This window comes from Streptomyces sp. 2323.1 (genome assembly GCF_900221035.1).
Taxonomy (GTDB): Bacteria; Actinomycetota; Actinomycetes; order Streptomycetales; family Streptomycetaceae; genus Streptomyces; species Streptomyces sioyaensis.
On record NZ_LT907981.1, the window covers coordinates 2,001,943 to 2,027,394 of the forward strand.

22 protein-coding genes are annotated in these 25,452 nt (G+C 70.9%); 4 read left to right on the plus strand and 18 right to left on the minus strand.

The window, feature by feature from the left end:
- Positions 1-79: 79 nt before the first annotated feature.
- From CPH93_RS08005 to CPH93_RS08035, 6 genes are all read right to left on the minus strand, one after another.
- Positions 80-1,261, minus strand: coding sequence for a hypothetical protein (locus CPH93_RS08005; RefSeq protein ID WP_159394983.1), 1,182 nt, complete (start codon positions 1,259-1,261; stop codon positions 80-82).
- Complete coding sequence (locus tag CPH93_RS08010; RefSeq protein WP_096212420.1) at positions 1,258-1,761, minus strand: DUF4365 domain-containing protein; 504 nt, start codon at positions 1,759-1,761, stop codon at positions 1,258-1,260. Before CPH93_RS08010 ends, CPH93_RS08005 begins: the two co-directional genes overlap by 4 nt.
- 146 nt (positions 1,762-1,907) lie before the next feature.
- Positions 1,908-2,429 carry a hypothetical protein gene (locus CPH93_RS08015; RefSeq protein ID WP_096212421.1) on the minus strand — a complete coding sequence of 174 codons (522 nt, stop codon included), beginning with the start codon at positions 2,427-2,429 and terminating at the stop codon, positions 1,908-1,910.
- Between the two features lie 953 nt (positions 2,430-3,382).
- Positions 3,383-4,711 (minus strand): class I SAM-dependent RNA methyltransferase, encoded by a 1,329-nt coding sequence (locus CPH93_RS08025; protein WP_096212422.1) that lies wholly within the window; start codon positions 4,709-4,711, stop codon positions 3,383-3,385.
- 154 nt (positions 4,712-4,865) lie between these two features.
- Positions 4,866-6,917, minus strand: a complete 2,052-nt coding sequence (locus tag CPH93_RS08030; protein ID WP_093485628.1) for an APC family permease — start codon at positions 6,915-6,917, stop codon at positions 4,866-4,868.
- A gap of 355 nt (positions 6,918-7,272) precedes the next feature.
- Positions 7,273-9,240: an NAD-binding protein gene (locus CPH93_RS08035; RefSeq protein WP_096215355.1), complete on the minus strand. Its 1,968-nt coding sequence runs from the start codon at positions 9,238-9,240 to the stop codon at positions 7,273-7,275.
- A 329-nt stretch (positions 9,241-9,569) separates the two neighbouring features.
- Here CPH93_RS08035 and CPH93_RS08040 point away from each other — a divergent pair, with 329 nt between their 5' ends.
- A complete protein-coding gene (locus CPH93_RS08040; protein WP_006602613.1) occupies positions 9,570-10,238 on the plus strand; it encodes a potassium channel family protein in 669 nt (222 codons plus the stop codon).
- Entirely contained in the window at positions 10,235-10,906 is a 672-nt protein-coding gene (locus CPH93_RS08045) for a potassium channel family protein (RefSeq protein ID WP_006602614.1), read from the plus strand. The genes CPH93_RS08040 and CPH93_RS08045 overlap by 4 nt, the downstream gene beginning before the upstream one ends.
- Positions 10,907-10,989: 83 nt before the next feature.
- On the opposite strand, the gene CPH93_RS08050 is transcribed toward CPH93_RS08045, so the two are convergent.
- From CPH93_RS08050 to CPH93_RS08065, 4 genes are all read right to left on the minus strand, one after another.
- Positions 10,990-11,877, minus strand: a complete 888-nt coding sequence (locus CPH93_RS08050; RefSeq protein WP_231977233.1) for a DUF3159 domain-containing protein — start codon at positions 11,875-11,877, stop codon at positions 10,990-10,992.
- A gap of 3 nt (positions 11,878-11,880) precedes the next feature.
- The gene (locus CPH93_RS08055) at positions 11,881-12,279 is read right to left on the minus strand and encodes an OB-fold nucleic acid binding domain-containing protein (RefSeq protein ID WP_197708744.1); all 399 of its coding nucleotides are present in this window, start codon (positions 12,277-12,279) and stop codon (positions 11,881-11,883) included.
- A gap of 109 nt (positions 12,280-12,388) precedes the next feature.
- A complete protein-coding gene (locus CPH93_RS08060) occupies positions 12,389-13,072 on the minus strand; it encodes a response regulator (RefSeq protein ID WP_006602617.1) in 684 nt (227 codons plus the stop codon).
- A 79-nt stretch (positions 13,073-13,151) separates the two neighbouring features.
- Positions 13,152-15,704, minus strand: coding sequence for a sensor histidine kinase (locus CPH93_RS08065; RefSeq protein ID WP_096212423.1), 2,553 nt, complete (start codon positions 15,702-15,704; stop codon positions 13,152-13,154).
- Positions 15,705-15,993: 289 nt separating this feature from the next.
- Here CPH93_RS08065 and CPH93_RS08070 point away from each other — a divergent pair, with 289 nt between their 5' ends.
- Positions 15,994-16,566 carry a GNAT family N-acetyltransferase gene (locus CPH93_RS08070; RefSeq protein ID WP_197708745.1) on the plus strand — a complete coding sequence of 191 codons (573 nt, stop codon included), beginning with the start codon at positions 15,994-15,996 and terminating at the stop codon, positions 16,564-16,566.
- Positions 16,567-16,804: 238 nt separating this feature from the next.
- On the opposite strand, the gene CPH93_RS08075 is transcribed toward CPH93_RS08070, so the two are convergent.
- The 8 genes from CPH93_RS08075 to CPH93_RS08110 form a co-directional block, all read right to left on the minus strand.
- Positions 16,805-17,482 carry an ABC transporter ATP-binding protein gene (locus CPH93_RS08075; RefSeq protein WP_443031458.1) on the minus strand — a complete coding sequence of 226 codons (678 nt, stop codon included), beginning with the start codon at positions 17,480-17,482 and terminating at the stop codon, positions 16,805-16,807.
- Positions 17,483-18,049: 567 nt separating this feature from the next.
- Positions 18,050-18,730 carry a potassium-transporting ATPase subunit KdpC gene (gene kdpC / locus CPH93_RS08080; protein ID WP_096212425.1) on the minus strand — a complete coding sequence of 227 codons (681 nt, stop codon included), beginning with the start codon at positions 18,728-18,730 and terminating at the stop codon, positions 18,050-18,052.
- Entirely contained in the window at positions 18,727-20,919 is a 2,193-nt protein-coding gene (gene kdpB / locus CPH93_RS08085; protein WP_173909745.1) for a potassium-transporting ATPase subunit KdpB, read from the minus strand. The genes kdpC and kdpB overlap by 4 nt, the downstream gene beginning before the upstream one ends.
- Positions 20,916-22,592 carry a potassium-transporting ATPase subunit KdpA gene (gene kdpA, locus CPH93_RS08090; protein WP_096212426.1) on the minus strand — a complete coding sequence of 559 codons (1,677 nt, stop codon included), beginning with the start codon at positions 22,590-22,592 and terminating at the stop codon, positions 20,916-20,918. The genes kdpB and kdpA overlap by 4 nt, the downstream gene beginning before the upstream one ends.
- 31 nt (positions 22,593-22,623) lie before the next feature.
- A complete protein-coding gene (kdpF, locus tag CPH93_RS08095; protein ID WP_096212427.1) occupies positions 22,624-22,713 on the minus strand; it encodes a K(+)-transporting ATPase subunit F in 90 nt (29 codons plus the stop codon).
- Between the two features lie 326 nt (positions 22,714-23,039).
- Positions 23,040-23,804, minus strand: a complete 765-nt coding sequence (locus tag CPH93_RS08100) for a DUF3710 domain-containing protein (RefSeq protein WP_093489262.1) — start codon at positions 23,802-23,804, stop codon at positions 23,040-23,042.
- Position 23,805: 1 nt separating this feature from the next.
- Positions 23,806-24,327 (minus strand): dUTP diphosphatase, encoded by a 522-nt coding sequence (dut, locus tag CPH93_RS08105; protein ID WP_040898164.1) that lies wholly within the window; start codon positions 24,325-24,327, stop codon positions 23,806-23,808.
- Positions 24,324-24,917, minus strand: coding sequence for a PaaI family thioesterase (locus CPH93_RS08110; protein ID WP_006602626.1), 594 nt, complete (start codon positions 24,915-24,917; stop codon positions 24,324-24,326). The genes dut and CPH93_RS08110 overlap by 4 nt, the downstream gene beginning before the upstream one ends.
- Before the next feature lie 58 nt (positions 24,918-24,975).
- Between CPH93_RS08110 and CPH93_RS08115 the strand changes: the two genes are divergently transcribed.
- Positions 24,976-25,419: a DUF3093 domain-containing protein gene (locus CPH93_RS08115; RefSeq protein ID WP_096212428.1), complete on the plus strand. Its 444-nt coding sequence runs from the start codon at positions 24,976-24,978 to the stop codon at positions 25,417-25,419.
- Positions 25,420-25,452: the final 33 nt, after the last annotated feature.

The following is a 25,452-nucleotide window of genomic DNA, read 5'->3' on the forward strand; positions in this document are numbered from 1 at the left end:
CACAGCAATTCAAACACGAGCCATGGGGCCCACCGCAGCTACTTGGGACGCTTGCTTCTCACCAGGCGCACCGGAGCGGTCACAGCACGTCGAATCCCGTGACTCCGGTGAGCTCGTGGTAGGTACCCCGGCGCACGAGGTCGCCCTGGATCTTCAGGTCCCGGCGTTCCCGGTGGGCGTCGGTCGCCCGGTCGTAGTCCTCCTCGCGAAGGTGGAGGTGGATCTGTCGCTGCTGGCCACCGAGGTCTCCGTTCTCCTTGAGCAGGCGGGCCTCGACGGTCACCTCGCCCGGCCCGAAGTCAGCGGCCCGCTTGAGTTTCGTCGTGCGGCCCACCACGGTGACCCCCAACTCGGGCTCCTGGCGCCGCAGGTCCTGCGCTGCCTCGCGCAGCACGCCGACCAGAGCCGGGGTGAACTCTGCGGCCGGCGTTGCCTCGGCCACCGGCCACCGCGGAGACCAGGCGAAGCCGAGCGAGAAGGCGTGGGCCGAGGCGGCGCTGCGCCCGTCGTGGCCTCCGATCCCGGCGAGTGCTTCGCACAGGTCGGCGGAGATTCCCTGCCGGGCACCTTCGACGAAGGGAGCGGAGTCGTCGACCGCCGCAGCTCGCAGCGCAGCCGTACGGGCGGCCGACACGGCCTCGCACATGCGCCGCGACACCTTGCGGGCGAACGGCTCGGGAGCCAACTGCCAGGCGGGGTCCTCCTCGAAGAGCAACCCCTGTGGGGCCACAACCTCAGGCAGCGGCACCTGGAGGGTGAGGATGTAGCTTCCCGGGATGCTCGGTCCGAACCGCGCGCTGTCCACGAGCGCCTTGGCCCGGTCCGGCTTTCGGCGCGGCTGCACGAGTCTCGGTTCCTCGGACAAAGCATCACAGGCGGCTGCCATGAGCAGGTCGCGTGCGCCGGTCACTGCGAGTACGCCCGCGGGTACCGGGATGGTTCCCGAGGGCGTGGCGGGCAGCATCCTGACGTACTGGACGTCGAGGCCCGTCAGGGTCAAGTCCTGGTGGATCGCTGCGGGCGGCCTTCCTTCAACTGCGGAGAGGCCCTCGATCAGGTCGGCCATCCGGTCGGTGTAGTCGGCGAGCCCGGTGTCCATCGGCATCAGCACACGACGGCGCCGGCCCCCCTGCTCCAACTCCCACCGGCGGCTGTACCGGACACGACCGCCCTCCTGCCAGCCGCGACCGCGCAGGTAGTGCGCCACATCACCTGGCCGTAGCCGCTCCAGCTCGTACTCCGGCACGCCTGCTGCGCTCATGATGCGGGCACCTCCTCACACGCCCGGTCGAAGAATTCACGCAAAGCATCGACTGTCAGCAGATTCTCGCGCGGCACAGTGACAGTCACGCTCTTCCGCCCCTGCTGGTGCGGCAGAGGTTGGTGCTCCAGGGACACCCAATAGGCGGAGTGGTGCAGGGTCAACGCCCGCTCCTGCACGTGGATGTAATTGGCCGGCTCTGGCGGCACCACCACCAGGACGAGGAAACAGGGCACCTGCCGACGGCCGCGGAGCCGCTTGAGCTGTTCGATCGTCAAGGAGATCTTGAATCCACCCTCGGTGGGCTCGAACTGGCCCACACGGCGGGTCTTCACCTGGAGTGCGATCTGGACGTCCAAGTCCGGGTCCTCGTGGTCCCGGCCGAGGATCAGGTCCTTGCCGATGTCCGGATAGGGCACAGCCACCTGAAATCCGGCCGCCGCGGCGATCGCGGCCACGAAGGTCTCTCCGTACCAGCCCTGGTGGTTGTTGAGCTCCATGCGCCCCCGCGCTCCGGTCGCAGGCCACTCGCCACGCGCCCACGCCTGGAGTGACACCGATCACTGCCCGGGCAGGCTACCCGGGCAATGATCTTCACGAAAGGGCCTGATCCGGCCATCGATCGGCGGCGACCGGCCGGTCCGTATCAGAAGGCTGCCTGGACACTGTCCTCATCGAACGGACGGCGGGCCTCTGCCAGCGCCACCTCATGGACGAACCACTCCAACACGGCCCGGATGTCCTCACCATGTCCGGCGAAGGCCTCCAGCGGGAAGGAGGGGCGCAGGTCCAGCTTGGCCTCGGCCAGGTCGACGCCGTCCACGGTGTTGAACCGTTCCATCAGCGCGCGGCGCAACGGCTCGTCGTCGAAGGGCGGCCGTCGCTTGAGGTGCTGGAAGACCACCTCGACCGTTCCGGACACGGGATAGATGGCGATCGGCCACACGGCGCGCGACTCGCTCGGGCCCCCGACGTCCATGGTCGGGAAGCAGCTTGTCTCGTTCCCCTTGCCGTAGACGTGGTGTCCGTCCTGCCCTTCCCAGACACGCAGCACGGCCAGAACACCCTCGACGACCTCCGGTGTCTGATTGTCCCGGAGCAGGGCCTCGAAACGCGTGGTCGCACTCGTCGCGACCTCCCGGGGCCGTCGCCCCGGGCAAGCTCTCATCGGGAGCCTCCTTGCCCACCAGCACCGCGAGGTCTGAGACGGTCAGCCGGTGGGACTTGCGACCCGGCCGTTCTCGTCGAAGGGAACCCCTTCCGGCCCCCTCCGTCGCTGGGAGGAGGCCGGCGGATGGGTCGGCCACGGCGCCGGGCAGGTCACCACCAGCGCGTTCCTCATGCTCGGAAAAGTCGGAGCACCGGGCCGCGGCATCTGGCCGCTGATGCCTTACCCGGGAGACGGGCGTGGTGGTACGGCGGAGGTGGTGTTCCGGCACCTCGCCGCCCGCGAGCCCTTCACCGACCGCGCGCCGCACCGAACTCCTGCGGCGCCTCAACGAGCTGAAGGGCATCACCATCCCGCGGGAATGCTGGAGCTGCGTCCCAACTTCCGTCTCTCCCTGCTGAAGGATGACGGCAACCGCGAACTGCTCGCTGAGGCGCTCGCGTGGTTCCGTCACTGCTGGGACAACCGGGATACGGCCTGTTCGTCTCGCGCGGGCTTCGACGAACAGGCGGCTCTGACCGCCCACTCCGTACTGGGAACACGATGGCGGGTCCGCCGCTCCGCAACACCGGCGACCTCTCGTGGTTGGCCGCCATCCCCGACGTCCGGCCCATTGCCATCGTCCCCTCAACCGGTGATTGCAAGCTCCCCGCGTCCGGACTCACGGCCCGCAGGCACTTCGGCGGCCGGACCCGGTAACCGCGCGGCTACCGGGAGGTCGTGCCTCCTCCGGTGCTCCTCGGCCACTACGCGTGGACGATGCGGCAGCATACCCGAGCGGGCGTCATTCGAGCGTCAAGAGTTCTCGGCGCCACCACGACACTCATGCCGTCAGGACCGCGTAGTGTCCCAAAACCGCAGGTCAAGGTGTCCACCACGGAGGAACCGTCCACTCGACCCGGTGCAGGTAGGCAAACATGTCGAAGAAACCACCCGGCCTACAAAACGGCAGGTCAGGAGCCCTTTCCTGCCTTCTCCAGCACCACAACGCACTCCACATGATGCGTCATCGGAAACAAATCAAACGCCCGCATCCGCCGCGGCGCATACCCCGCATCAGCGAAGTACTTGAGGTCGCGGGCGAGGGCGGCCGGGTCGCAGGCGACGTAGGCGATGCGGCGGGGGGTGAGGGAGGCGAGGTGGGTGACGGTTTGTTTGCCGGCGCCGGCGCGGGGTGGGTCGAGGACGACGAGGTCGACGTCGGTGATGCCGGTGCGGGGCAGGATCGCGTCGACCTTGCCGTGTTCGATGCGTACGCGGTCGAGGTCGGCGAGGTTGTGGCGGGCGTCCTCGGCGGCGCGCTTGCCGGATTCGATGCCGAGGACCGCGCCCTTGTCGCCGACGCGTTCGGCGAGGGCGCCGGCGAAGAGGCCGACACCGCAGTACAGGTCGAGGGCCATGTCGCCCTTCTTGGGCATCAGACCCTGCATGACGGCCTCGACGAGGAGGTCGGCGGCCTTCGGGTGGACCTGCCAGAAGCCTCCGTTGCCGACCCGCCAGGTGCGGCCGGCGGCGCGTTCGCGGACGAAGGGGCGGCCGTGGACGCGGTGGACCTGTTCGTCCTTTTCGCCGATGCGCAGGACGGAGACGGGCTTGTCGAGTTCGACGATCGGGAGGCGGCCGCCGGGCTTGGGCGTCAGGATGACCTGGCGGTCGTGGGAGCCGGTGGCGGCGATCGCCTCGACGGTGGCGATCTGGGGCCAGTTGCGGTGCTCGATGCCGAGTTCCGAGACGCCGGGGGCGGCGATCATGCAGTGGTCGATCGGCTCGATGTCGTGCGAGCGGTGCTTGCGCAGGCCCGCGCGGCCCTCGGCGTCGACGGCGTACTGGACGCGGGTACGCCAGGCCGGGACCTCGCCCGGGGCGACCTTGTCGCCGGGGGCGGGCTCGACCGTGCCGTCCCAGCCGGCCGCCTCGGGGGTCAGTCCGGCCAGTCGCATCAGCTGCTCGGCCACCACCTCGCCCTTGAGGCGGCGCTGGGCGCCGGGCTTGGCATGCTGCCAGTCGCAGCCGCCGCAGCGGCCCGGGCCGGAGAACGGGCAGGGCGCCTCGACCCGGTCCTTAGAAGGCTCCAGGATCCGTACGGCGTCGGCGCGCAGGAAGCGGGCGCCCTCTTCGCCGTCGGTGACGCGGACGACGACGCGTTCGCCGGGGAGGGCGTGGCGTACGAAGAGGACCTGGCCCTCGTCGGTGCGGGCGATGCAGTGGCCGCCGTGTGCGACCGGGCCGACCTCGACCTCGTACTCCTCGCCGACCAGCGACTTCTTCGGTTCTGCCTGCATGGCGGGAGGGCTCCTGAGGTGGGGTGCTGCGGGGGCGGTACGGCGGGACGCCGACCGTCAAGTCTACGGCCCGGCGTGCTGTGCCCCGGCCCCGCGCCCAGTCGGGGCCGCCCTGCCGGCCGGACCGGCGCCGTGACGCCGGTCCGGGCGGCGGCTACTTCTTGGTGGCCGCCTTGTCCTTCTTCGGCTGGGCGACCGGTCCGCGGCGGACGGCACCCGGCGCGTTCCACTCCGCGCGCTTGCGGGCACGCAGCTTGGCGGCCTCGGAGGAGTCCAGCTGCCAGGGCACGGAGGTGACCATGACGCCGGGGGTGAACAGCAGGCGGCCCTTGAGGCGCAGTGCGGACTGGTTGTGCAGCAGGTGCTCGTACCAGTGGCCGACGACGTACTCGGGGATGTAGACGGAGACGGCGTCGCGCGGGCTCTCCCGGCGCAGCGACTTGACGTAGTCGATGATCGGCCGGGTGATCTCGCGGTACGGGGAGGCCAGGACCTTCAGCGGCACCTCGATGCCGCGGCGCTCCCACTCCTCCCGCAGGGCCTTGGTGTCGGCCTGGTCCACGTCCACGCTGACCGCTTCGAGGCTGTCGGAGCGCATCAGCTTGGCGTAGTTCAGGGCGCGCAGGGTGGGCTTGTGCACCTTGGAGACCAGGACGAGGGAGTGCACCCGGGAGGGGCGGACCACGTCGTCGTCGGGGGTCTCCTCGGCGGCGATCTCGTCGGCGACCCGGTCGTAGTGGCGGCGGATCGCGGACATCGTCACGAAGAAGATGACCATGCCGAGCAGCGCGACCCAGGCGCCGTGGGTGAACTTCGTCAGGAGGACGACGACGAGCACCAGGCCGGTGAAGAAGGCGCCGAAGGCGTTGATGGCGCGCGAGCGGTGCATCCGGCGGCGCTTGGCCGGGTCGGTCTCGGTCAGCAGATGGCGGTTCCAGTGACGGACCATGCCGGTCTGGCTGAGCGTGAAGGAGACGAAGACGCCGACGATGTAGAGCTGGATGAGCCGGGTGGAGTCCGCGCCGTAGAGGTAGACGAGGATCGCGGCGGCGCCGGCCAGCAGGACGATGCCGTTGGAGAACGCCAGGCGGTCGCCACGGGTGTGCAGCTGGCGCGGCAGATAGCGGTCCTGGGCGAGGATCGAGCCGAGCAGCGGGAAGCCGTTGTAGGCCGTATTGGCGGCGAGGAACAGCACCAGTGCGGTGGCGGCGGCCAGGATGACGAAGAGGAAGCTGCCCTTGCCGAAGACCGCCTCGGCCACCTGCGAGATGACCGGGTTCTGGGTGTAGCCGGAGCCGAGCGGCTTGCCGTTCAGGAGCAGGTCGGTGGCCGGGTTCTCGGCCATCCTGACGTGGGTGGCCATGGCCAGGCCGATGATGCCGCAGAACATGGTGACGGCCAGGCCGCCCATGAGAGCCAGGGTGGTCGCGGCGTTCTTGGACTTCGGCTTGCGGAAGGCGGGGACGCCGTTGGAGATCGCCTCGACGCCGGTGAGCGCCGCACAGCCGGAGGAGAAGGCGCGCAGGAGAAGGAAGATGAGCGCGAAGCCGGCCAGGCCGCCCTGTTCGGCGTGGATGGCGTAGTCGGCGGTGGGGGCCTTCATCGTGTCGCCCATGACCACGGCGCGGATGACGCCCCAGGCGATCATGATGAAGACGCCGGCCACGAAGACATACGTCGGGATCGCGAAGAGCTTGCCCGACTCCTTGACGCCCCGCAGGTTCATCAGCGTCAGCAGCACGATGACGGCGATCGCGCAGAGCGTCTTGTGCTCGACGACGAACGGGATCGCGGAACCCAGGTTCTCGATACCGGAGGCGATGGAGACCGCGACGGTCAGCACATAGTCGACGAGCAGTGCGCTGGCGACCGTGAGCCCCGCCTTGGGGCCGAGGTTGGTGGTGGCGACCTCGTAGTCGCCGCCGCCGCTCGGGTAGGCGTGCACGTTCTGCCGGTACGACGCCACGACCGTGAACATCAGCACCACGACCGCGACCGCGATCCAGGGGCTGAAGCTGTACGCAGAGACACCCGCGACGGACAGGACCAGCAGCACCTCGCCGGGCGCATAGGCCACCGAGGAGAGCGGGTCGGAGGCGAAGACGGGGAGTGCGATGCGCTTGGGAAGGAGGGTCTCCCCGAGCCTGTCGCTGCGCAGTGCGCGCCCGATCAAGATCCGCTTGGGCACGTCGGTCAGTTTGGACACGCAGAGGATGCTAAGCCTTCGTCAAGGTCCACGCCCACCCACTCCCCGCGCCGAAGAACGCGGCGGGGCGGGCGAGGCGCATCCGGCCTGCTGAGCGGGGCCTCGCAGGCCGGTGCCTGCACAGGATCCGCACGTCGCGGGCGCGGTACCAAGGCGGCGGGGCGGGCTGTGTCGTTCGTCACGCACCGTCGGTGCCCGTTACAGGAATGGCGGGGGTCGTTACGGAGTGATCGTGGCGGTGACGGGGCGCGATGCGGGGGTCACGGTGAGATCCGACGGCGGGCGGACGGCGGACGGCGGACGGCGGGCCGAAGGTGACCGGGCGGGAGCGGACCCGCCCGGTCCCCGCCCCGGCTCAGCCCTGCCGGGCCCCGGCTCCAGCTCCAGCGGCCCGCGGCTGCCGCGCATGCAGATCCCCCAGCCCCTGCCGGGTGGCGACCAGCAGCACACGGTCCTGCGGCCGCAGTACGTAGCCGTCGCCGAGCTCGTGCACCAGGCGGGCCGGTTCGCGCTCGGCGGGGTCCGGAGGTGCCGCGGCGGCCGCGGCCTGCGCCTCCGGGTCGTCGGGGGCGGAGGTGTCCACCGCCAGCACCCGCAGCCGCCCCGGCCGCAGCACCTCGGCGACCGTACGGCCCTCCAGCGCGGCGTTGCCGCGCACCTCGACCCGGGCGACCAGCAGCACCCGGCGCTCGACGGGGATGGCCCCCAGGATCTGCCGCCCCATCATCGCGCCGCCGAAAGCGGGCGCGGCCAGGAAGGAGGTGCTGCGGCTGCGGGTGAGCGCCCCGGGATGCGCGGCGCGCAGGGTGCGGTAGACGGCGGTGGCGAACCGGTCGTCGAACAGGCGCAGGGTGACCCGCAGCCGCGGGGTGACGCTGCGGGCGTAGAGGGCGGCCTCCAGATTCGTGGTGTCCGCGCTGCTGAGGGCGAGCAGCGAGGCCGCCCGCTCGATCAGCGCGGCCTCCAGGACTCCTTCCTGGGTGACGTCCCCCAGGACGGTGGGCACCCGCAGCCGGCGGGCCAGTGCGATGCCCCGCGCCTCCGGGTCCGCCTCGATGCACACCACGGGGATGCCCATCTCGTGCAGGCGCGCCAGGACGCGGGTGCCGACCTTGCCGAGGCCGAGCAGCACCACATGCCCCGACAGACCGCGCGGCGGGCGGCGCAGCGCCGAGGCGCTGCGAAAGGTGCCCAGCCCCTCGAACGCCGCCGCAACCAGCACCGGCAGCAGCAACAGGCCGGTCAGCCCGGACAGCAGCTGCAGGATCTTGCGGGGCAGCGGCTGGCCGAGTGCCGGGTCGTTGATCGCGAAGAGGTCCAGCAGCGTGAGATACGCGCCGTGCACCGGGTCCAGACCGGTGGTGAACCAGGACGCGACGGCCAGCGCCAGCACCGCGCCGACGACGCCGGCCAGGGACCAGCGCAGCCGCCGGGAGAAGAGCGAGGCGAGGGGCGCGCCCCGGCCGCGCAGCCGGGCGGGGCGCACCGGCCGCCCCGTATAGGAGACGGTCTCCAGGACGACGGTGCCGCAGCCGGCGGCGTCCGCGACCGCTGCCTCGTCCGGCAGCAGCATCAGCCCCTCCTCGCCGCCGGCCGAACTCGGCTCCTGGTCGGGGTCGTTGGCCGAGGCGGGCAGCAGCGCCAGGGTGCACACGCCGGGGTCACCGGGCCGGCCGGGCGGCACCGGCGGCCGCTCCGCCGCCCGCAGCAGCAGCCCGTCCGCCTCGATGACCTTGCTGGTCCCGGCGACCGCGGTGGCCACCAGCGCGGGGGCCACGGTGTCGGCGTCGGACAGCACCGTCGTGGAGGCGTCGGCGTCCACCGCGTCCCCGCCGCCGTCGGCGTCCAGGCCGGCGACCGCCGCGGCCTGGTCGAGCAACTCCTCCAGATGCTGGCCGAGTTTGCGGTTGTAGAGCCGGATGACCAGTCGCAGGCGGGGGTTGAGCCGGCGGGCGCGCAGCGCGGCGTGGATGTTGAGCTCATCGTCGTCGTAGACCAGCGCCAGCGCGCCCGCCTCGGCGACGCCCGCCTCGGTCAGCGCCAGGTCGTCCGGCTGCGCCGCCTCCAGGATCCGTACGGTCTCCTCCGGCGGCTCCGCACCGTCCCCGGGCGCCTCGGACGGCAACGGCGAGGTACGGGCGACCGCCGCCGACACCCGGCCCAGGAGCGCGGTCGCCCGGTCGAGCGCGCGGGCCGGCGGCGGGATGCGGGGCCGGTGCGGCTCCCGGGCGGAGGGGACGACCAGCGTCACCCGTTCGCCGTAGACGTCCCGGAGCTCGGCGGCGAGCCGGTGCGCCAGCGCATCGTCGCCGCAGACCACCATGTGCGAGGTGTATGAGCCCTGTTGGGGCTGGAGAGGCAGGTTGGGCACACGGTTCAGCGTGCCTTACGGACCCGGCACGGCGCAGCCCGGCGCGGGAGACGGTCGCGCCGCCGGGAAGGTCCACATCCGAATGCCGCCCACCGCGCCCCCTACCAGGGGCGGCATTGCGGATACGGTTGTACCGGACCACGGCGTGGGTGGCGCTCCCGTTGCCCGCCCGGGTCCGTGTCGCGAGCCGTGGCCTCGTGTCGCCGGTACTGGGAGAAGAAAGTAGTGAGCAGGGTGTTTGTGCAGGTCATCGCGCTAGTACAGGGCACGGGGTAATCAGCATGCACATCGTCATCATGGGGTGCGGGCGCGTGGGCTCCGCGCTGGCACAGACCCTGGAGAGCCAGGGGCACACCATCGCGGTGGTCGACCAGGACCCGACCGCGTTCCGTCGCCTGGGCTCGTCCTTCGGCGGCCGCCGGGTGACCGGCGTCGGCTTCGACCAGGACACCCTGCGCGAGGCCGGTATCGAGGAGGCGGGCGCCTTCGCGGCCGTCTCCAGCGGTGACAACTCCAACATCATCGCCGCCCGGGTGGCCCGCGAGATGTTCGGCGTCGAGAACGTCGCGGCCCGTATCTACGACCCGCGCCGCGCCGAGGTCTACCAGCGCCTGGGCATCCCCACCGTCGCCACCGTCCGCTGGACGGCCGACCAGATGCTGCGCCGGCTGCTGCCGTCGGGGGCCGAGCCGCTGTGGCGCGACCCGAGCGGCGGCGTCCAGCTCGCCGAGGTGCACACCGATCCCTCCTGGGTCGGGCACAAGATCAGCACGCTGCAGGAGGAGACCGGCGTCCGCGTCGCCTTCCTCACCCGGCTGGGCGAGGCGATGCTGCCGACCTCGCAGACGGTGCTGCAGGAAGGCGACCTGGTGCACGTGATGATGCGCACCGACGAGGTCGAGAAGGTCGAAGCGGCATTCGCCACGGGTCCTGAGGGGGCGCAGTCATGAGGGTCGCGATTGCGGGCGCGGGCGCGGTGGGCCGTTCCATCGCCGGCGAACTTCTCGAAAACGGTCACGAGATCCTGCTCATCGACAAGGCGCCGACCGCCATCTCGGTCGAGCGGGTGCCGCTGGCGGAGTGGCTGCTGGCCGACGCCTGCGAGATCACCTCGCTCGACGAGGCGGCGCTGCAGCGCTGCAATGTCGTCATTGCGGCGACCGGCGACGACAAGGTCAACCTCGTCGTCTCGCTGCTCGCCAAGACGGAGTACGGCGTGCCGCGGGTGGTCGCACGGGTCAACAACCCCAAGAACGAGTGGCTGTTCAACGAGTCCTGGGGCGTCGATGTCGCGGTCTCCACGCCGCGTCTGATGTCGGCCCTGGTCGAGGAGGCCGTCAGCGTCGGCGACCTGGTGCGGCTGCTGCGCTTCAGCCACGGCGACGCCAACCTCGTCGAGCTGACGCTGCCGCCGGAGGCCGCACTGGCCGGCACCCGGGTCGGCGATGTGGAGTGGCCCGAGGACACCTCCCTGGTCACGATCATCCGCGGCACGCGGGTGCTCACGCCCAACAAGGAGGACGCGCTGGAAGCCGGTGACGAGCTGCTGTTCGTCGCGGCGCAGTCGCGTGAGGAGCAGCTGGAGGACCTGCTGTCGGTGCGGCACGAGGAGGCATAGCACCGGCCGCTGAGGCTGTAAGCCGCCGGGGCCCGGGGAACCGTACGGTTCCTCGGGCCCCGGCGTTGGTGTGCGCGGATGCGTCAGCGGCGGTGGCGGCCCCCGCCCGGCGGGCGGTCGGCCGGCGGCTCGGCCGTGATCTCCTGCACGAGGTTCCTGCCGAGGCCGTCGGCGACCCCGTCCAGCGACTCGCGCTCGGTGCGGCGCCGCTCCTCGGCCTCCTCCTCGGCCTTCTCCTTCGCCTCCATCTCGGCGAAGACGTCGATCGGCGGCGGCGCCTTCGCCAGGAAGATCCAGGTGAGGTAGACCGCGAGCAGGAACGGCGGGATCTTCAGCGCGATCAGTATCCAGCCGAGCTGGGTGGCGTCGGCCCACCAGTACAGCGGGAAGAGGATCGCGCACTTGGCGAGCAGGATCAGCCCCCAGGCCCAGCTGGCCTTGGCGTACGCCGTCTTGCGGCCGGGGTTGCGGGTGCGCCAGGAGAGGTTCTCCTTGAACACCGGGCCCAGCATCAGCCCGATCAGCGGCACGCCCGCGAGCGTGGTGACGATGTAGGCGACGGCCAGCCCGAGGGTGTAGAGCATGCCCGGCAGGTAGAAGTCCTTGGCGTTGCCGGTCATCATCGCGAAGACCACGCCGAAGGCGACCCCGAAGACGCCGCTGAACGCGTGCTTGACGGTGTCCTTGCGGACCAGGCGCACCGCCGCCAGCACCAGCGAGACGGCCAGCGCGGCGATCGCCGAGACGTGCAGGTCCTTGTTGATCGTGAAGATCGTGACGAACAGCAGGCCGGGGACCACGGTCTCCACCATGCCGCGCACGCCGCCGAACGCCTCGAACAGCGCGGCCTCGGTCACCTGCCTGCCGTCGGGGGCATCCTCGGCGCCCTGGCCGGGCGGGGCGGACGAGGGGCCGGCGGAGGAATCGGGGTGGGCATGCGCGTCAGTGGTCGGTCGGTCGTAAGACGTCACCGGCTACTCCTGTCCGAGCGGTCGGAGTTCGTACTTCGGATTGAAGAGCACCCGGCGTCCGTGGCTCAGCGAGACCCGGCCCGAGGCGATGAGCTTCCGGCCCGGCTCGATCCCGACGATGGAGCGGCGTCCCAGCCACACCACGTCGAGCGCCGCGGAGCCGTCGAACAGCTCCGCCTCGAGCGCGGGCACTCCGGCGCGCGGCCGCAGCGTGACATGCCGCAGGGTGCCGGTGACCTTCACTATCTGGCGGTCGTCGCAGTCGCAGATACGGGTGCACCCCGCGTTCTGCGCATCCTGTTGCAGCTCGGCGGACTGCAGCTCCTCCTCGGAGGAGGACAGCCGGTCGAGCATCCGGCGCCAACGACCGGCCGGCTTCTCGGATCGGGTCCCAGCACTCATGAATCCCAGCGTACCGGTGGCCGGGGCACAGGATCACAGCCTGTGCACAAGCTTCGTACCCGGCTCACAAACCCGCGCCCTACCGCCGCGGGCAGGGCACCGCGGGGCACTACTGCTCGAAGCGGTACCCCATGCCCGGCTCGGTGATGAAGTGCTTAGGGTGCGAGGGGTCGCTCTCCAGCTTGCGGCGGAGCTGGGCCATGTACACCCGCAGATAGTTGGTCTCGGTGCCGTACGAGGGGCCCCAGACCTCCTGGAGCAGCTGCTTCTGGCTGACCAGCCGGCCCGCGTTGCGGACCAGGACCTCCAGCAGATGCCACTCGGTGGGGGTCAGCCGGATGTCCCGGCCGCCGCGGTTGACCTTCTTCGCGGCGAGGTCGACGGTGAACCCCTCGGTCTCGACGATCACCTCGTCGTCGGCCGGCCCGGTCGGCTCGGCCCGGCGCACCGCCGCCCGCAGCCGGGCCAGCAGCTCGTCCATGCCGAACGGCTTGGTGACGTAGTCGTCCGCGCCGGCGTCCAGCGCCTCCACCTTCTCGTCGGAGGTCTGCCGCGCGGAGAGCACCAGGATCGGCACCCGCGTCCAGCCCCGGAGCCCCTTGATCACCTCGACGCCGTCCATATCGGGCAGGCCGAGGTCGAGGACGATGACATCGGGGTGGCGGGCGGCCGCGAGTTTGAGCGCGGTGGCCCCGTCGGGGGCGGCGTCGACCTCGTACTTGCGCGCCTTCAGGTTGATCACGAGGGCGCGGACGATCTGCGGCTCGTCATCGACCACAAGCACCCGGTTCACTGGCGTTCTCCTCGCGGTGTCGTCGCCCCGCGGGCCGGACCCGCGGGGCGAGTGGTGGGGGTGGTCCGTACGGCCCGGCTCATGTCGTGGCCCGGGCCGGGAGGTCGGGGCGGGCGGGCGGCCCGCCGGGGGCGGCCCGGAGGGTGAGCACCATGGTCATCCCGCCACCGGGGGTGTCCTCGGCGGCGAGCGTGCCGCCCATCGCCTCCGCGAAGCCGCGCGCCACGGCCAGCCCCAGGCCCACCCCGGCGCCGCGCGGCGCGTCGCCATAGCGCTGGAACGGCTCGAAGATCCGTTCCTTGGCGCCGTCCGGCACCCCCGGACCGCGGTCGGCGATCCGCAGCTCCACCCGGTCGCCGAGCGCGCTGGCCGACACCAGCACCGCCGCCCCGTCCGGGCTGTATTTCACGGCGTTCTCGACGAGGTTGGCAACCGAACGCTCCAGCAGCCCCGGGTCGACGGCGACGATCGGCAGCTCCTCGGGGATGTCGAGGGTGACACTGCCCTCCGGCACCCCGCCCAGCGCCATCGGCACCACCTCGTCGAGGTCGAGCTCGCGGATCAGCGGGGTGACGGTGCCGGTCTGCAGCCGCGACATGTCCAGGAGATTGCCGACGAGATGGTCCAGCCGGTCCGCGCCCGCCTCGATGCCGGCCAGCAGCTCCGCCTCGTCCTCCTGGGACCAGGCGACGTCATCGGAGCGCAGGGAGGTGACGGAGGCCTTGATGCTCGCCAGAGGGGTGCGCAGGTCGTGGCTGACCGCGGCCAGCAGCGCCGTCCTGATGCGGTTGCCCTCGGCCAGCTCCCGGGCCCGCTCCGCCTCGCCCACCAGCCGCTGCCGGTCGAGTACGACGGCGGCCTGGGCGGCGAACGCGGCCAGCACCCGGCGGTCCTCCGCGGGCAGCACCCGGCCGGTGAGCGCCAGCGCCATGTGGTCCCCCACCGGCATGTCGACATCGGCATCCTCGGGGCGCAGCAGCGGCTTGCCGTGGTCGGCGCCGGCCCGGCCCGCGCAGGTCCACGGCTCGACGTCGCCGGCCCGCTCCAGCAGTGCCACCGTCTCCATGCCGAAGGTCTCCCGCACCCGCTCCAGCAGCGCGTCCAGCGTCGTCTCCCCGCGCAGCACGCTGCCCGCCAGGAAGGACAGGATCTCCGACTCGGCGCGCAGCCTGGCGGCCTGGTGGGTGCGCCGGGCGGCGAGATCCACCACGGAGGCGACCGACACCGCGACGGCGAAGAAGATCACGATCGCGACGATGTTCTCCGGGTCGCTGACCGTGAGGGTGTGGGTCGGCGGCGTGAAGTAGAAGTTCAGCAGCAGTGAACCGACCGCGGCCGACGCCAGCGCCGGCAGCTGCCCGCCGAGCAGCGCGGCGACGACGGTCAGGAAGAGGAACAGCAGCACGTCGTTGGCCAGGCCGGGACCGTTCGCGAGGCCGGTCAGCAGCAGCGAGAGCAGAGCGGGGCCGACGACACCGACGACCCAGCCGGCGATGATCCGGGCCCGCCCCAGCCGCGCCCCGCGCGGCACCGGGAGCCCACGGCCCCTGGCGACCTCCTCGTGGGTGACGATGTGCACATCGAGATCGGGACCGGATTCCCGGGCGACGGTCGCGCCCACACCGGGCCCGAAGATGTACTGCCAGGCCTTGCGGCGACTGGAGCCCAGCACGATCTGCGTGGCGTTGACCCCTCGCGCGAACTCCAGCAGGGCACTGGGGATGTCCTCACCGATGACATGGTGGAACGTTCCTCCCAGGTCCTCCACCAGCGTGCGCTGGACGGCGAGTTCCTTGGGTGAGGCGGAGGTCAGCCCGTCGCTGCGGGCGATGTAGACGGCGAGCACCTCGCTGCCCGACCCCTTGGCCGCCATCCGGGCCGCGCGGCGGATCAGCGTCCGCCCCTCCGGCCCGCCGGTGAGTCCGACGACGATGCGCTCCCGCGCCTGCCAAGTGGAACGGATCGAATGCTCCGCGCGGTACTCCTGCAGATACTCGTCCACCCGGTCGGCGACCCACAGCAGCGCCAGCTCGCGCAGCGCCGTGAGGTTGCCCGGCCGGAAGTAGTTGGACAGGGCGGCGTCCACCTTGTCGGACTGGTAGATGTTGCCGTGCGCCATCCGCCGACGGATCGCCTGCGGCGACATGTCGACCAGTTCGATCTGGTCGGCCCGGCGGACGATCTCGTCCGGTACGGTCTCGCGCTGCCGCACACCCGTTATCGACTCGACGACGTCCCCGAGCGACTCCAGATGCTGGATGTTCACCGTCGAGATCACATCGATCCCGGCTTCCAGCAGTTCCTCGATGTCCTGCCACCGCTTGCCGTTGCGCGACCCGGGGACGTTGGTGTGCGCCAGCTCGTCGACCAGCGCCACGGCCGGCCGGCGCTCCCGCACCGCGTCCACGTCCATTTCGGTGAAAACCGCGCCGCGGTAGGCCAGCTCCCGGCGCGGGATCTGCTCCAGCCCGTGGAGCATGACCTCCGTGCGGGGCCTGCCGTGGGGCTCGACGAACGCCACGACGAGGTCCGTGCCCCGCTCCACGCGCCGGTGCGCCTCGGACAGCATCGCGTACGTCTTGCCGACGCCCGGTGCCGCGCCGAGATATATCCGTAGCTTGCCGCGTGCCATGGCCCCATTGTCTTACGTGAAGGCCGCCCCCACCGGGCTGAGCCTGCTGCGACCCTACCTACCTGACAAGGGGGCAAAAGGGGCATCGGGCGACTTCGCAGCCGGTCTTGACGCGACTCTGATACGGGGCGGGTGGGGGCGGGTGGCTCTGTTGGCGGGCAGGGCGGAGGGAAGCCGCAGGAAGGGCAGGGGCGGGCGGACTGGACGGGCGGAGAGGGGCGGACCGGCGACGCGGAGGACGAACCACCGCCCGGAAAAGCCATCGCCCGGCAACCGGACGACTGCGACGATGACCGGCATGACCGAGGCATATCTGACGACGCCCCGCATGCCCGACGTACGGATCGCCCACACCGCCGAGCTGGACGCCGCCACCCTCAAGGCGGTCCGCGCCCTCCTCTACGACGTCTTCGACGACATGACCGCGGAGGACTGGGAGCACGCTCTCGGCGGTCTGCACGCCCTGGTCCACGAGGGCGGCGAAGTGATCGGGCACGCCTCCGTCGTCCAGCGACGACTGCTGCACGGCGGCCGGGCGCTGCGCTGCGGATACGTGGAGGGCGTCGGCGTGCGTGCGGACCGGCGCGGCCGCGGTCATGGCGCGGCCATGATGGACGCCCTGGAGCGGGTGGTGCGCAGCGGCTACGACCTCGGTGCGCTCGGCGCCTCCGACGAGGCCGCGTCCTTCTATGCGGCGCGCGGCTGGCAGCTGTGGCGCGGCCACTCCTGGGCGCTGACTCCGTACGGCATCCGGCGCACCGCCGACGAGGACGGCTGTATCTACGTCCTCCCGACCGCGGCCGCCACGCTCGACCTCGACACCGACCTCACCTGCGACTGGCGCGACGGCGACGTCTGGTAGGGCGCGCCGCAGGGGGCACGGGGCGGGGCTGATGCGGCCGCCGCCGGGTGGGGGGGCGAGGCTGCTCGCACGGCATCCGGTCCGTCCGCGGGGCCCACAGTGCGGGCCCGCTCCGCCGGCGGTGTGGGGGCCGCGTCGTGAGGGGCGCCGTCCTGCCGCTCTCGGCAAGGGGGGCCTCCCCTCCCCCTCCCCCTCCCCCGCCCCACCCCTCCTCCACCCCCTCCCGGTCCCGGTCCCCCTACCTCTCCCCTTCCTCCGTGATCAGTCCGTCGCTCAGTTGCAGGACGCGGTCGGCGAGGCCGAGGAGATTGGGGTCGTGGGTGGCGACCAGCGCCGTGACACCCTCGCTGCGGACCACGGCGCGCAGCAGCTCCATCACCTCCATGCCGGTCTCGGCGTCCAGTTGGCCCGTGGGCTCGTCGGCGATGAGCAGCGCGGGACGGTTGGCGAGCGCGCGGGCTATCGCCACGCGCTGTTGCTGGCCGCCGGAGAGCTCACCGGGACGCTGCGCGGCATGGCCCGCCAGGCCCACCAGGGACAGCAGAAGAGCGACGCGCTCCTCCCGCTCACCTGGTGCCACCTTGCGCAACCGCAGCGGCACCCCGACGTTCTCTGCGGCGCTCAGGATCGGTATCAGTCCGAAGGACTGGAAGACGAAGCCGATACGGTCGCGGCGCATCTCCAGCAGGCCGCTCTCACCGAGGCCGTCGAGCGGCGTGCCGTCGACGACGATCCGCCCGGAGTCCGGGGTGTCCAGGCCTCCGATGAGGTTGAGGAGTGTCGTCTTGCCTGATCCGGAACGGCCGCGCAGGGCCACCAGTTCGCCACGCGGTACACAGCAGGACACCCCGCGCAGGGCGTGTACGGCACCCGCGTCGCTCCCGTAACTGCGGTGCAGATCCTCGACGACGACCATCGCCCGCGCGCTCTCCGCGACGGCTGTCGCCCGCCGGCTCTCCCCTGCCCCGGTTGTGTTTCCCCCGCCGTTCATGGTCCGCTCCCCCACCTCTCAGGTCCCTCCCCGGATCCCCCGTCACCGGGCCCCCGCGGCGCCGGATCCGGGTCGAAGGATCCGTCGTCGCCTGCCGGTTTCGTCAGTATGCGTACGGCGCAGCACGGCGGGCAACGCCTGTGGATAACTCCCGGATCGACTCGGGAATCCGCCACAAACGGCCTCCCGTCGCACAGCCACGCCGGCTGCGCGACGCCTTGCAAGCAGGGGACCGGAAAGCCGCGCCATCACGCACCAAGCGACGAGAGACGCATGCCGGTGCATCACGCGCCGGCAACGGAGGACCGCATGAGGACCGCATGCCATCAAGCGCCCAGCCACGAAAGCTGCACGGCGACGCATCAACCGCCATGATCCGGCACACAGTTCGGCACGCGAAGAAGAAAGGACCATGCACAAGAACAAGGCTCCCCCGGAGAAGCACTCTCCGGGAACGCCTCCCTACACAGCCTCAGCGACTGCGGCCCCCATTCAGTGCTTGCCCCCACCCCCCTGCGCCAGATCCCTCAGCGCAACATTCAACTCCAGTACATTCACCCGCGGTTCACCCATGAACCCGAGCGAACGCCCGTCAATGTGGCTCTTGACCAGCTGACGCACCACGTCCGCGGGAAGCCGGTTCTCCTTCGCGACCCGGTCGGCCTGCAGCTCGGCGTACGCCGGGGAGATGTCGGGGTCGAGGCCGGAGCCGGACGAGGTGACGGCGTCCGCCGGGACCTTCGACTGAGGCACCCCGTACGTCTCGGAGACCCACTGCTTGCGTTCCTTCACCGCTTTGACGAGGTCGGTGTTGGTCGCGCCCAGGTTGGATGCTCCGGAGACCTGGAGGTCGTACTGGGTGTTGACGCCGTTGGTCCGGTTGCTGCCCAGCCCGGCCGAGGGGCGCGGCTGGAAGAACTTCAGGTCCGGGACGGGGTTGCCTTCCTTGTCCTTGCCCTTGTCGTAGCGCTGGCCGAGCAGCGACGAGCCGACGACCTTGCCGTGGGAGCTCACCTCGGAGCCGTTGGCCCTCCCGGGGAACGCCGCCTGTGCCACGCCGGTGACCACCAGCGGGTAGATGACCCCGCAGACCACGGTCAGTACGAGCAGGGCGCGCAGGCCCGCCCCCATCAAGCGGGCGGTGTTGCGTACGGAGTAGTTCACTGCGGTCACCCGATTCCGGGGATGAGGGAGATGAGCAGATCGATGAGCTTGATGCCGATGAACGGGGCGATCAGGCCGCCGAGTCCGTAGACGGCGAGGTTGCGCCGGAGCATCCGGTCGGCGCTGACCGGCCGGTATTGCACGCCCTTGAGAGCGAGCGGTACCAGGGCGACGATGACCAGCGCATTGAAGATGATCGCCGAGAGGATCGCGGAGTTGGGGCTGGACAGCCGCATGACGTTGAGGGTGTCCAGGCCCGGGTAGGCCACCGCGAACATCGCCGGGATGATCGCGAAGTACTTCGCGACGTCGTTGGCGATCGAGAAGGTCGTCAGCGCGCCCCGGGTGATCAGCAGTTGCTTGCCGATCTCCACGATCTCGATGAGCTTGGTCGGGTTGGAGTCCAGGTCCACCATGTTCCCGGCTTCCTTGGCGGCCGAGGTACCGGTGTTCATGGCCACGCCGACGTCCGCCTGGGCGAGGGCCGGGGCGTCGTTGGTGCCGTCTCCGGTCATCGCGACCAGCTTGCCGCCGGCCTGCTCACGCTTGATGAGCGCCATCTTGTCCTCGGGGGTGGCTTCCGCGAGGAAGTCGTCCACGCCCGCCTCGTCGGCGATGGCCTTGGCCGTCAGCGGGTTGTCACCCGTGATCATGACGGTCTTGATGCCCATCTTGCGTAGTTCGACGAAGCGTTCGCGCATGCCCTCCTTGACGACGTCCTTGAGGTGGATGACTCCCAGGACGCGGGGGCCCTTGTCGTCCTCGACGGCCACCAGCAGCGGCGTGCCGCCGGCCTCCGAGATGGCGTTGCTGAGCGTGTCGGCGTCCGGAGCCACCTCGCCGCCGCGCTCCTGGACCCAGGCGATGACCGAACCGGACGCGCCCTTGCGGACCTTGCGCCCGTCGACGTCCACACCCGACATCCGGGTCTGGGCGGTGAACGGGATCCACTCGGCGTGCGTCAACTCACCCGGATTGAGGGCGCGAAGCGCTTCCCCTGAAGGGTGGTGGTGGGCGACGGGTGGGAGCTCGCGCAAACCGTACTTCTCCTTGGCGAGGACGACGATGGAGCGGCCCTCGGGGGTCTCGTCGGCCAGTGACGACAGCTGGGCCGCGTCGGCGATCTCGGCTTCGGCGGTGCCGTGTACCGGTACGAACTCGGCGGCCTGACGGTTGCCGAGGGTGATGGTGCCGGTCTTGTCGAGCAGCAATGTCGATACATCGCCTGCGGCTTCGACGGCACGGCCGGACATGGCCAGGACGTTGCGCTGTACGAGCCGGTCCATACCGGCGATGCCGATGGCCGAGAGCAGTGCGCCGATCGTCGTCGGGATCAGGCAGACCAGCAGGGCGAGCAGCACGATCATGGGCTGTTCGGCGCCCGCGTAGATCGCGAACGGCTGGAGCGTGACGACCGCCAGCAGGAAGACGATGGTGAGCGACGCGAGCAGGATGTTGAGCGCGATCTCGTTGGGGGTCTTCTGCCGTGCGGCGCCCTCGACGAGGTTGATCATCCGGTCGATGAAGGTCTCACCGGGCTTCGTCGTGATCTTGATGACGATGCGGTCGGAGAGCACCTTCGTCCCGCCGGTGACGGCCGAGCGGTCGCCGCCGGATTCGCGGATGACCGGAGCCGATTCACCGGTGATCGCGGACTCGTCGACGGAGGCCACGCCGTCCACGACATCGCCGTCACCGGGGATGATGTCGCCGGCCTCACAGACCACCAGGTCGCCGATGCGCAGCTCCGTACCGGGGACCTGCTCCTCCGCCGCGCCGTCGAGCCGGCGCGCCACGGTGTCGGTCTTGGCCTTGCGCAGGGTGTCGGCCTGCGCCTTGCCGCGTCCCTCGGCGACCGCCTCGGCGAGGTTGGCGAAGAGCACGGTCAGCCACAGCCAGGCGGCGATCGCCCAGCCGAACCAGTCCGTCGGGGAGGTGCAGGCGAAGATCGTGGTCAGCACGGAGCCGACCTCGACCACGAACATCACGGGGGACTTGATCATCACCCGCGGGTCGAGCTTGCGTATCGCGTCCGGCAGTGACGTGAGCAGTTGCTTGGGATCGAAGAGACCGCCGCCCACACGGCCGTCGCCGGGCTGGTGCCCGCTGGGGACGTCCTGGTGCGGGGCGCGGGTGGGAGTAGCTGTCGAGCTGGAGGCCATGGAGCCGGGCCCTTCCGGTTTCACGGGGGCGGTCATGACAGCCCCTCCGCCAGCGGCCCGAGGGCCAGTGCCGGGAAGTAGGTCAGACCGGTGATGATCAGGATCGTGCCGACGAGCAGCCCGGCGAAGAGCGGCTTTTCGGTACGCAGGGTGCCCGCGGTCTGCGGGACCGGCTGCTGCTCTGCGAGCGAACCGGCCAGGGCGAGCACGAACACCATCGGCAGGAAGCGGCCGAGCAGCATCGCCAGACCGATCGTGGTGTTGTACCAGGGGGTGTTGGCGTTCAGTCCGGCGAACGCGGAGCCGTTGTTGTTGGCGCCGGAGGTGTAGGCGTAGAGGACTTCGGAGAAGCCGTGCGAACCGGCTCCCAGCGCCTTGGTGTTGAGCATCGAGCCCAGGGCGTCGGGCAGCACCATCGACGCGGCGGCGAAGCCGAGCACCAGGGTCGGCGTGATAAGGAGGTAGCAGGCGGCGAGCTTGATCTCGCGGGTGCCGATCTTCTTGCCGAGGTATTCGGGGGTGCGGCCCACCATGAGGCCGGCGAGGAACACCGCGATGATCGCCATCACGAGCATGCCGTAGAGCCCGGAGCCCACGCCGCCGGGGGCGAGTTCGCCCAGCATCATGCCGAGCAGCTGGATGCCGCCGCCGAAGGCGGTGAACGAGGAGTGGAAGGCGTCCACCGCGCCGGTGGAGGTCAGGGTGGTGGCCACCGAGAAGATCGAGGAGGCGCCGACGCCGAAGCGGGTCTCCTTGCCTTCCATGGCGGCGCCCGCGGCCTGCAGGGCGGGACCGCCGTGGGCGGACTCGGTCCACATCATCAGCGCCGTGAAGCCGAGCCAGATGACGCCCATCGTGGCCAGGATGGCGTACCCCTGCTTCACGTTCCCGACGAGCTTGCCGAAGGTGCGGGTCAGCGCGAACGGGATGACGAGGATCAGGAAGATCTCGAAGAGGTTGGTGAAGGCGCTGGGGTTCTCGAAGGGGTGGGCGGAGTTGGCGTTGAAGTAGCCGCCCCCGTTGGTGCCCAGTTCCTTGATGACCTCCTGGGAGGCGACCGCGCCGCCGTTGGTCTGCTGGGCGCCGCCCATGAACTGGCCGACCTCGTGGATGCCGGAGAAGTTCTGGACGGCTCCGCAGGCGACCAGGACGAGGGCGCCGAGGACCGCGATCGGGACGAGCACCCGTATGGTGCCGCGGACCAGGTCGGCCCAGAAGTTGCCGAGGTCGCCGGTGCGGGACCGGGCGAACCCGCGGACCAGTGCGACGGCGACGGCCATGCCGGTGGCGGCGGACACGAAGTTCTGTACCGCGAGGCCGGCGGTCTGCACGACGTGGCCCATGGCCTGCTCGCCGCTGTAGGACTGCCAGTTGGTGTTCGTGACGAAGGACGCCGCGGTGTTGAACGCCTGGTCCGGGCTGATCGAAGCGAAGCCGAGGGACAGCGGCAGACCGCCCTGGACGCGCTGGAGCAGGTAGAGGAGGAGCACGCCCGCCGCGGAGAAGGCCAGGACCCCGCGCAGGTAGGCCGGCCAGCGCATCTCGGCGTCCGCATGGGCGCCGATGCAGCGGTAGATGACCTTCTCGATGCGGAGGTGCTTGGGCGAGGCATAGACGGTGGCCATGTAGTCGCCGAGGGGGCGGTACGCCAGGGCCAGCGCCGCGGTGAGCGCTGTCAGCTGGAGCACGCCGGCGAGAGCGGGGCTCATCTGGCCCGCCGCGGCAGCAGCAGTGGACACCTCAGAACCTCTCCGGGAAGACGAGGGCGAGGACCAGGTAGCCCAGCAGGGCGACGGCCACGATCAGGCCGACGGTGTTCTCGACGGTCACAGCTTCGCCACCCCCTTGGCGACGAGAGCCACCAGCGCGAAGGCCGCGAGGGTGACGGCGACGAAGGCCACGTCGGCCATCGTGTGCTCCTAGAGGGATGAGGAGGTAAGGACTCCTAGAGCAAAGCGCCCTTCCCGCCGCCTGTGACCGCTGTTGACGCCTCCCTTACGGCCATTAGCGCCCCGTTGACGGAATTCATACGCATGCCGACCTGACCTGCACAAACGACGAGGGCCCGCACTCCCTTCCGGGGAGTACGGGCCCTTACGACCGTCACGATCCAGCCGTCACCGGGGCGCCCACGCGCCGCCCGGCCGCCGGAGGTGTCAGCGGATCTCGGTGATCTCCGGTCCGCGTTCCAGACGCTCCACACCGCCGCCGAAGCGCGACTGCTCGGCCGGCTCCTGCTGCACACCGTCCGGCACCATCTGGGCGTCGTCCGGCAGCTTCAGGACGATCGGGTCACGCGGCGCCATCGGGGCGTCACCGCGGATGATGACGGTGTCCCGGAAGATGTGCTCCAGCACGCCCGCGGCCTGCGGCTGCACCGCGCCCTGGCCGGAGATCACACCACGCAGGAACCACCGGGGGCCGTCGACGCCGATGAAGCGCACGACCTGCACACCGTTGGTGCCGTCCGGCAGCTGTACGGGTACCTGGGCGCGCAGCTCCCAGCCCAGCGGGCCCTCGACCTCGTCGATGACCCCGCCCTGCTGGGTGATGCCGGCGGCGATCTCCTCGCGGACCTCGCCCCAGATCCCCTCGTTCTTGGGGGCGGCGAAGGCCTGCAGCTGTACGGCGCTGTCCTGCAGCACCACGGTCGCGGCGACGATGGCGTCACCGGCGACCTCCACCCGAAGCTCCATGCCCTCGACACCGGGCACGAACAGCCCGCCGAGGTCCACCCGGCCCTCACCGGGCTCGGAGACCTCCGACGCGTCCCAGGGACCGTCGGGGCGCGGCGCGGGCGGAAGACTGAGCCGCTGCTGTGCCGCCTCGTCCTCGTCGGCGTCGCTCACCGTGTGCTCGTCGAGCGTGGTGTCCTCGACCGACTCTTCAGGAGCCTCGTTCTTCTTGCGACGTCCGAACACGTCACTGTCCTTCCCGGTCGGCACCGACCGATGCGTATTCATTCCCGCCCGTGGAGCCGTCCACCGCCGCATGACCGCCGGTGGAACCGAATCCCCCCTCGGCCCGCGCCGAGCCGGGAAGTTCCGCCACCTCGTGGAAGCGCACCTTCTCGACCTGCTGGACGACCAGTTGGGCGATCCGGTCGAATCGTTCGAACCGCACGCTCTCGCGCGGGTCCAGATTGACCACGATCACCTTGATCTCTCCACGGTACCCGGCATCCACCGTCCCGGGGGCATTCACCAGCGCCAGTCCGCACCGGGCCGCGAGCCCGGACCGCGGATGCACAAATGCCGCATACCCGTCGGGAAGGGCGATCGACACCCCGGTGGGCAGCACGGTGCGCTCCCCCGGCGCCAGCTCGGCGGCCTCGGTGGTCACCAGATCCGCGCCGGCGTCGCCGGGATGCCCGTACGACGGAACCGGCACGTCTGGGTCCAGCCGTCGCAGCAGCACCTCCACGGGCTTTCGTCCCTCACTCACGGGTTCACCTCGAAGGCACGCGCGCGCTTGGCCTGGTCCGGGTCGGCCATCGCCGCCTGGATCTCCTCGGCCCGGCCGTTGTCGATGAAGTGGTCGACCTTCACCTCGATGAAGACGGCCTCGGCGCGCACCGCGACCGGACCGTCCGGGCCGTCTATGCGTCCCACGGCGGTCGAGTAGATCTTCCGTCCGTCCACCGCGGTGACCCGCGCGTCCAGATGCAGCACCGTGCCCAGCGGCACCGGCCGGACGAAGTCGGTCTCCAGCCGGCCGGTCACCGCGATCACCCGCAGCAGCCAGTTCAGCGAGCCGAGCGTCTCGTCCAGCGCGGTGGCCAGCACCCCGCCGTGCGCCAGACCGGGCGCACCCTGGTGGGCCTCCTTGACGGTGAACTCAGCCCGTACGCTCACACCCTCGCCGGCCCGCGCCTCCAGGTGCAGGCCGTGCGACTGTCCCGTACCGCAGCCGAAGCACCGGTCGTAGTGCGTGCCGAGAAGTTCTCCGGGTGCCGGCGCCTCGGCATGCCGGACCGGAGCGACGGCGTCCTTCGGTGGCGTCAGCCGCGCCCTGGGTTCGTCAGTTCCACTCACGAGTGCAGACCCTACCCGCGCACGTCACGGGCCCGCGCCGCCGTGCCAAGCTGGAGCCATGCAGCCGTACGAAGAACGTCTCACCGCGCCCCGGTCCTGGTGGGTGATCGCCGCGCTGATCGGCGTCGCCTGCGCCCTGATGCTGCTCCCCCTGGGGACGCTCCCGATGCTCGGCGGACTGATCGGCGGCGCGGCGCTGTCCGCGGTGGCGGTGAGCGCGTACGGCTCGGCGCGGATCCGGGTGGTGGGCGGTGCGCTGATCGCCGGTGAGGCGAAGATCCCCGCGTCCGCGCTGGGTGAGGCGCGGGCGCTGGACGCGGACGAGGCGCTGGCCTGGCGTACGCACAAGGCCGATGCCCGCGCGTTCATGCTGCTGCGCAGCTATGTCCGCACCGCGGTGCGGGTGGAGATCACCGACCCTGAGGACCCGACGCCGTACGCCTATCTCTCGACGCGGGAGCCGGAGCGGCTGGTGGCGGCGCTGGCGGCCGTACGCGCCTGACCGGCGGTTCCGGGCCTGGCGGGCGCCGCCCGG

What these genes read in the sequence shown, in the direction of transcription:
- CPH93_RS08005 (WP_159394983.1), bottom strand. Translation starts at nt 1,261, where the DNA reads ATGAGCGCAGCAGGCGTGCCGGAGTACGAGCTGGAGCGGCTACGGCCA.
- CPH93_RS08010 (WP_096212420.1), bottom strand. Translation starts at nt 1,761, where the DNA reads ATGGAGCTCAACAACCACCAGGGCTGGTACGGAGAGACCTTCGTGGCC.
- CPH93_RS08015 (WP_096212421.1), bottom strand. Translation starts at nt 2,429, where the DNA reads ATGAGAGCTTGCCCGGGGCGACGGCCCCGGGAGGTCGCGACGAGTGCG.
- CPH93_RS08025 (WP_096212422.1), bottom strand. Translation starts at nt 4,711, where the DNA reads ATGCAGGCAGAACCGAAGAAGTCGCTGGTCGGCGAGGAGTACGAGGTC.
- CPH93_RS08035 (WP_096215355.1), bottom strand. Translation starts at nt 9,240, where the DNA reads ATGGTGGTCTGCGGCGACGATGCGCTGGCGCACCGGCTCGCCGCCGAG.
- CPH93_RS08040 (WP_006602613.1), top strand. Translation starts at nt 9,570, where the DNA reads ATGCACATCGTCATCATGGGGTGCGGGCGCGTGGGCTCCGCGCTGGCA.
- CPH93_RS08045 (WP_006602614.1), top strand. Translation starts at nt 10,235, where the DNA reads ATGAGGGTCGCGATTGCGGGCGCGGGCGCGGTGGGCCGTTCCATCGCC.
- CPH93_RS08055 (WP_197708744.1), bottom strand. Translation starts at nt 12,279, where the DNA reads ATGAGTGCTGGGACCCGATCCGAGAAGCCGGCCGGTCGTTGGCGCCGG.
- CPH93_RS08065 (WP_096212423.1), bottom strand. Translation starts at nt 15,704, where the DNA reads ATGGCACGCGGCAAGCTACGGATATATCTCGGCGCGGCACCGGGCGTC.
- CPH93_RS08070 (WP_197708745.1), top strand. Translation starts at nt 15,994, where the DNA reads ATGACCGGCATGACCGAGGCATATCTGACGACGCCCCGCATGCCCGAC.
- CPH93_RS08075 (WP_443031458.1), bottom strand. Translation starts at nt 17,482, where the DNA reads ATGGTCGTCGTCGAGGATCTGCACCGCAGTTACGGGAGCGACGCGGGT.
- kdpB (WP_173909745.1), bottom strand. Translation starts at nt 20,919, where the DNA reads ATGACCGCCCCCGTGAAACCGGAAGGGCCCGGCTCCATGGCCTCCAGC.
- kdpA (WP_096212426.1), bottom strand. Translation starts at nt 22,592, where the DNA reads ATGAGCCCCGCTCTCGCCGGCGTGCTCCAGCTGACAGCGCTCACCGCG.
- CPH93_RS08115 (WP_096212428.1), top strand. Translation starts at nt 24,976, where the DNA reads ATGCAGCCGTACGAAGAACGTCTCACCGCGCCCCGGTCCTGGTGGGTG.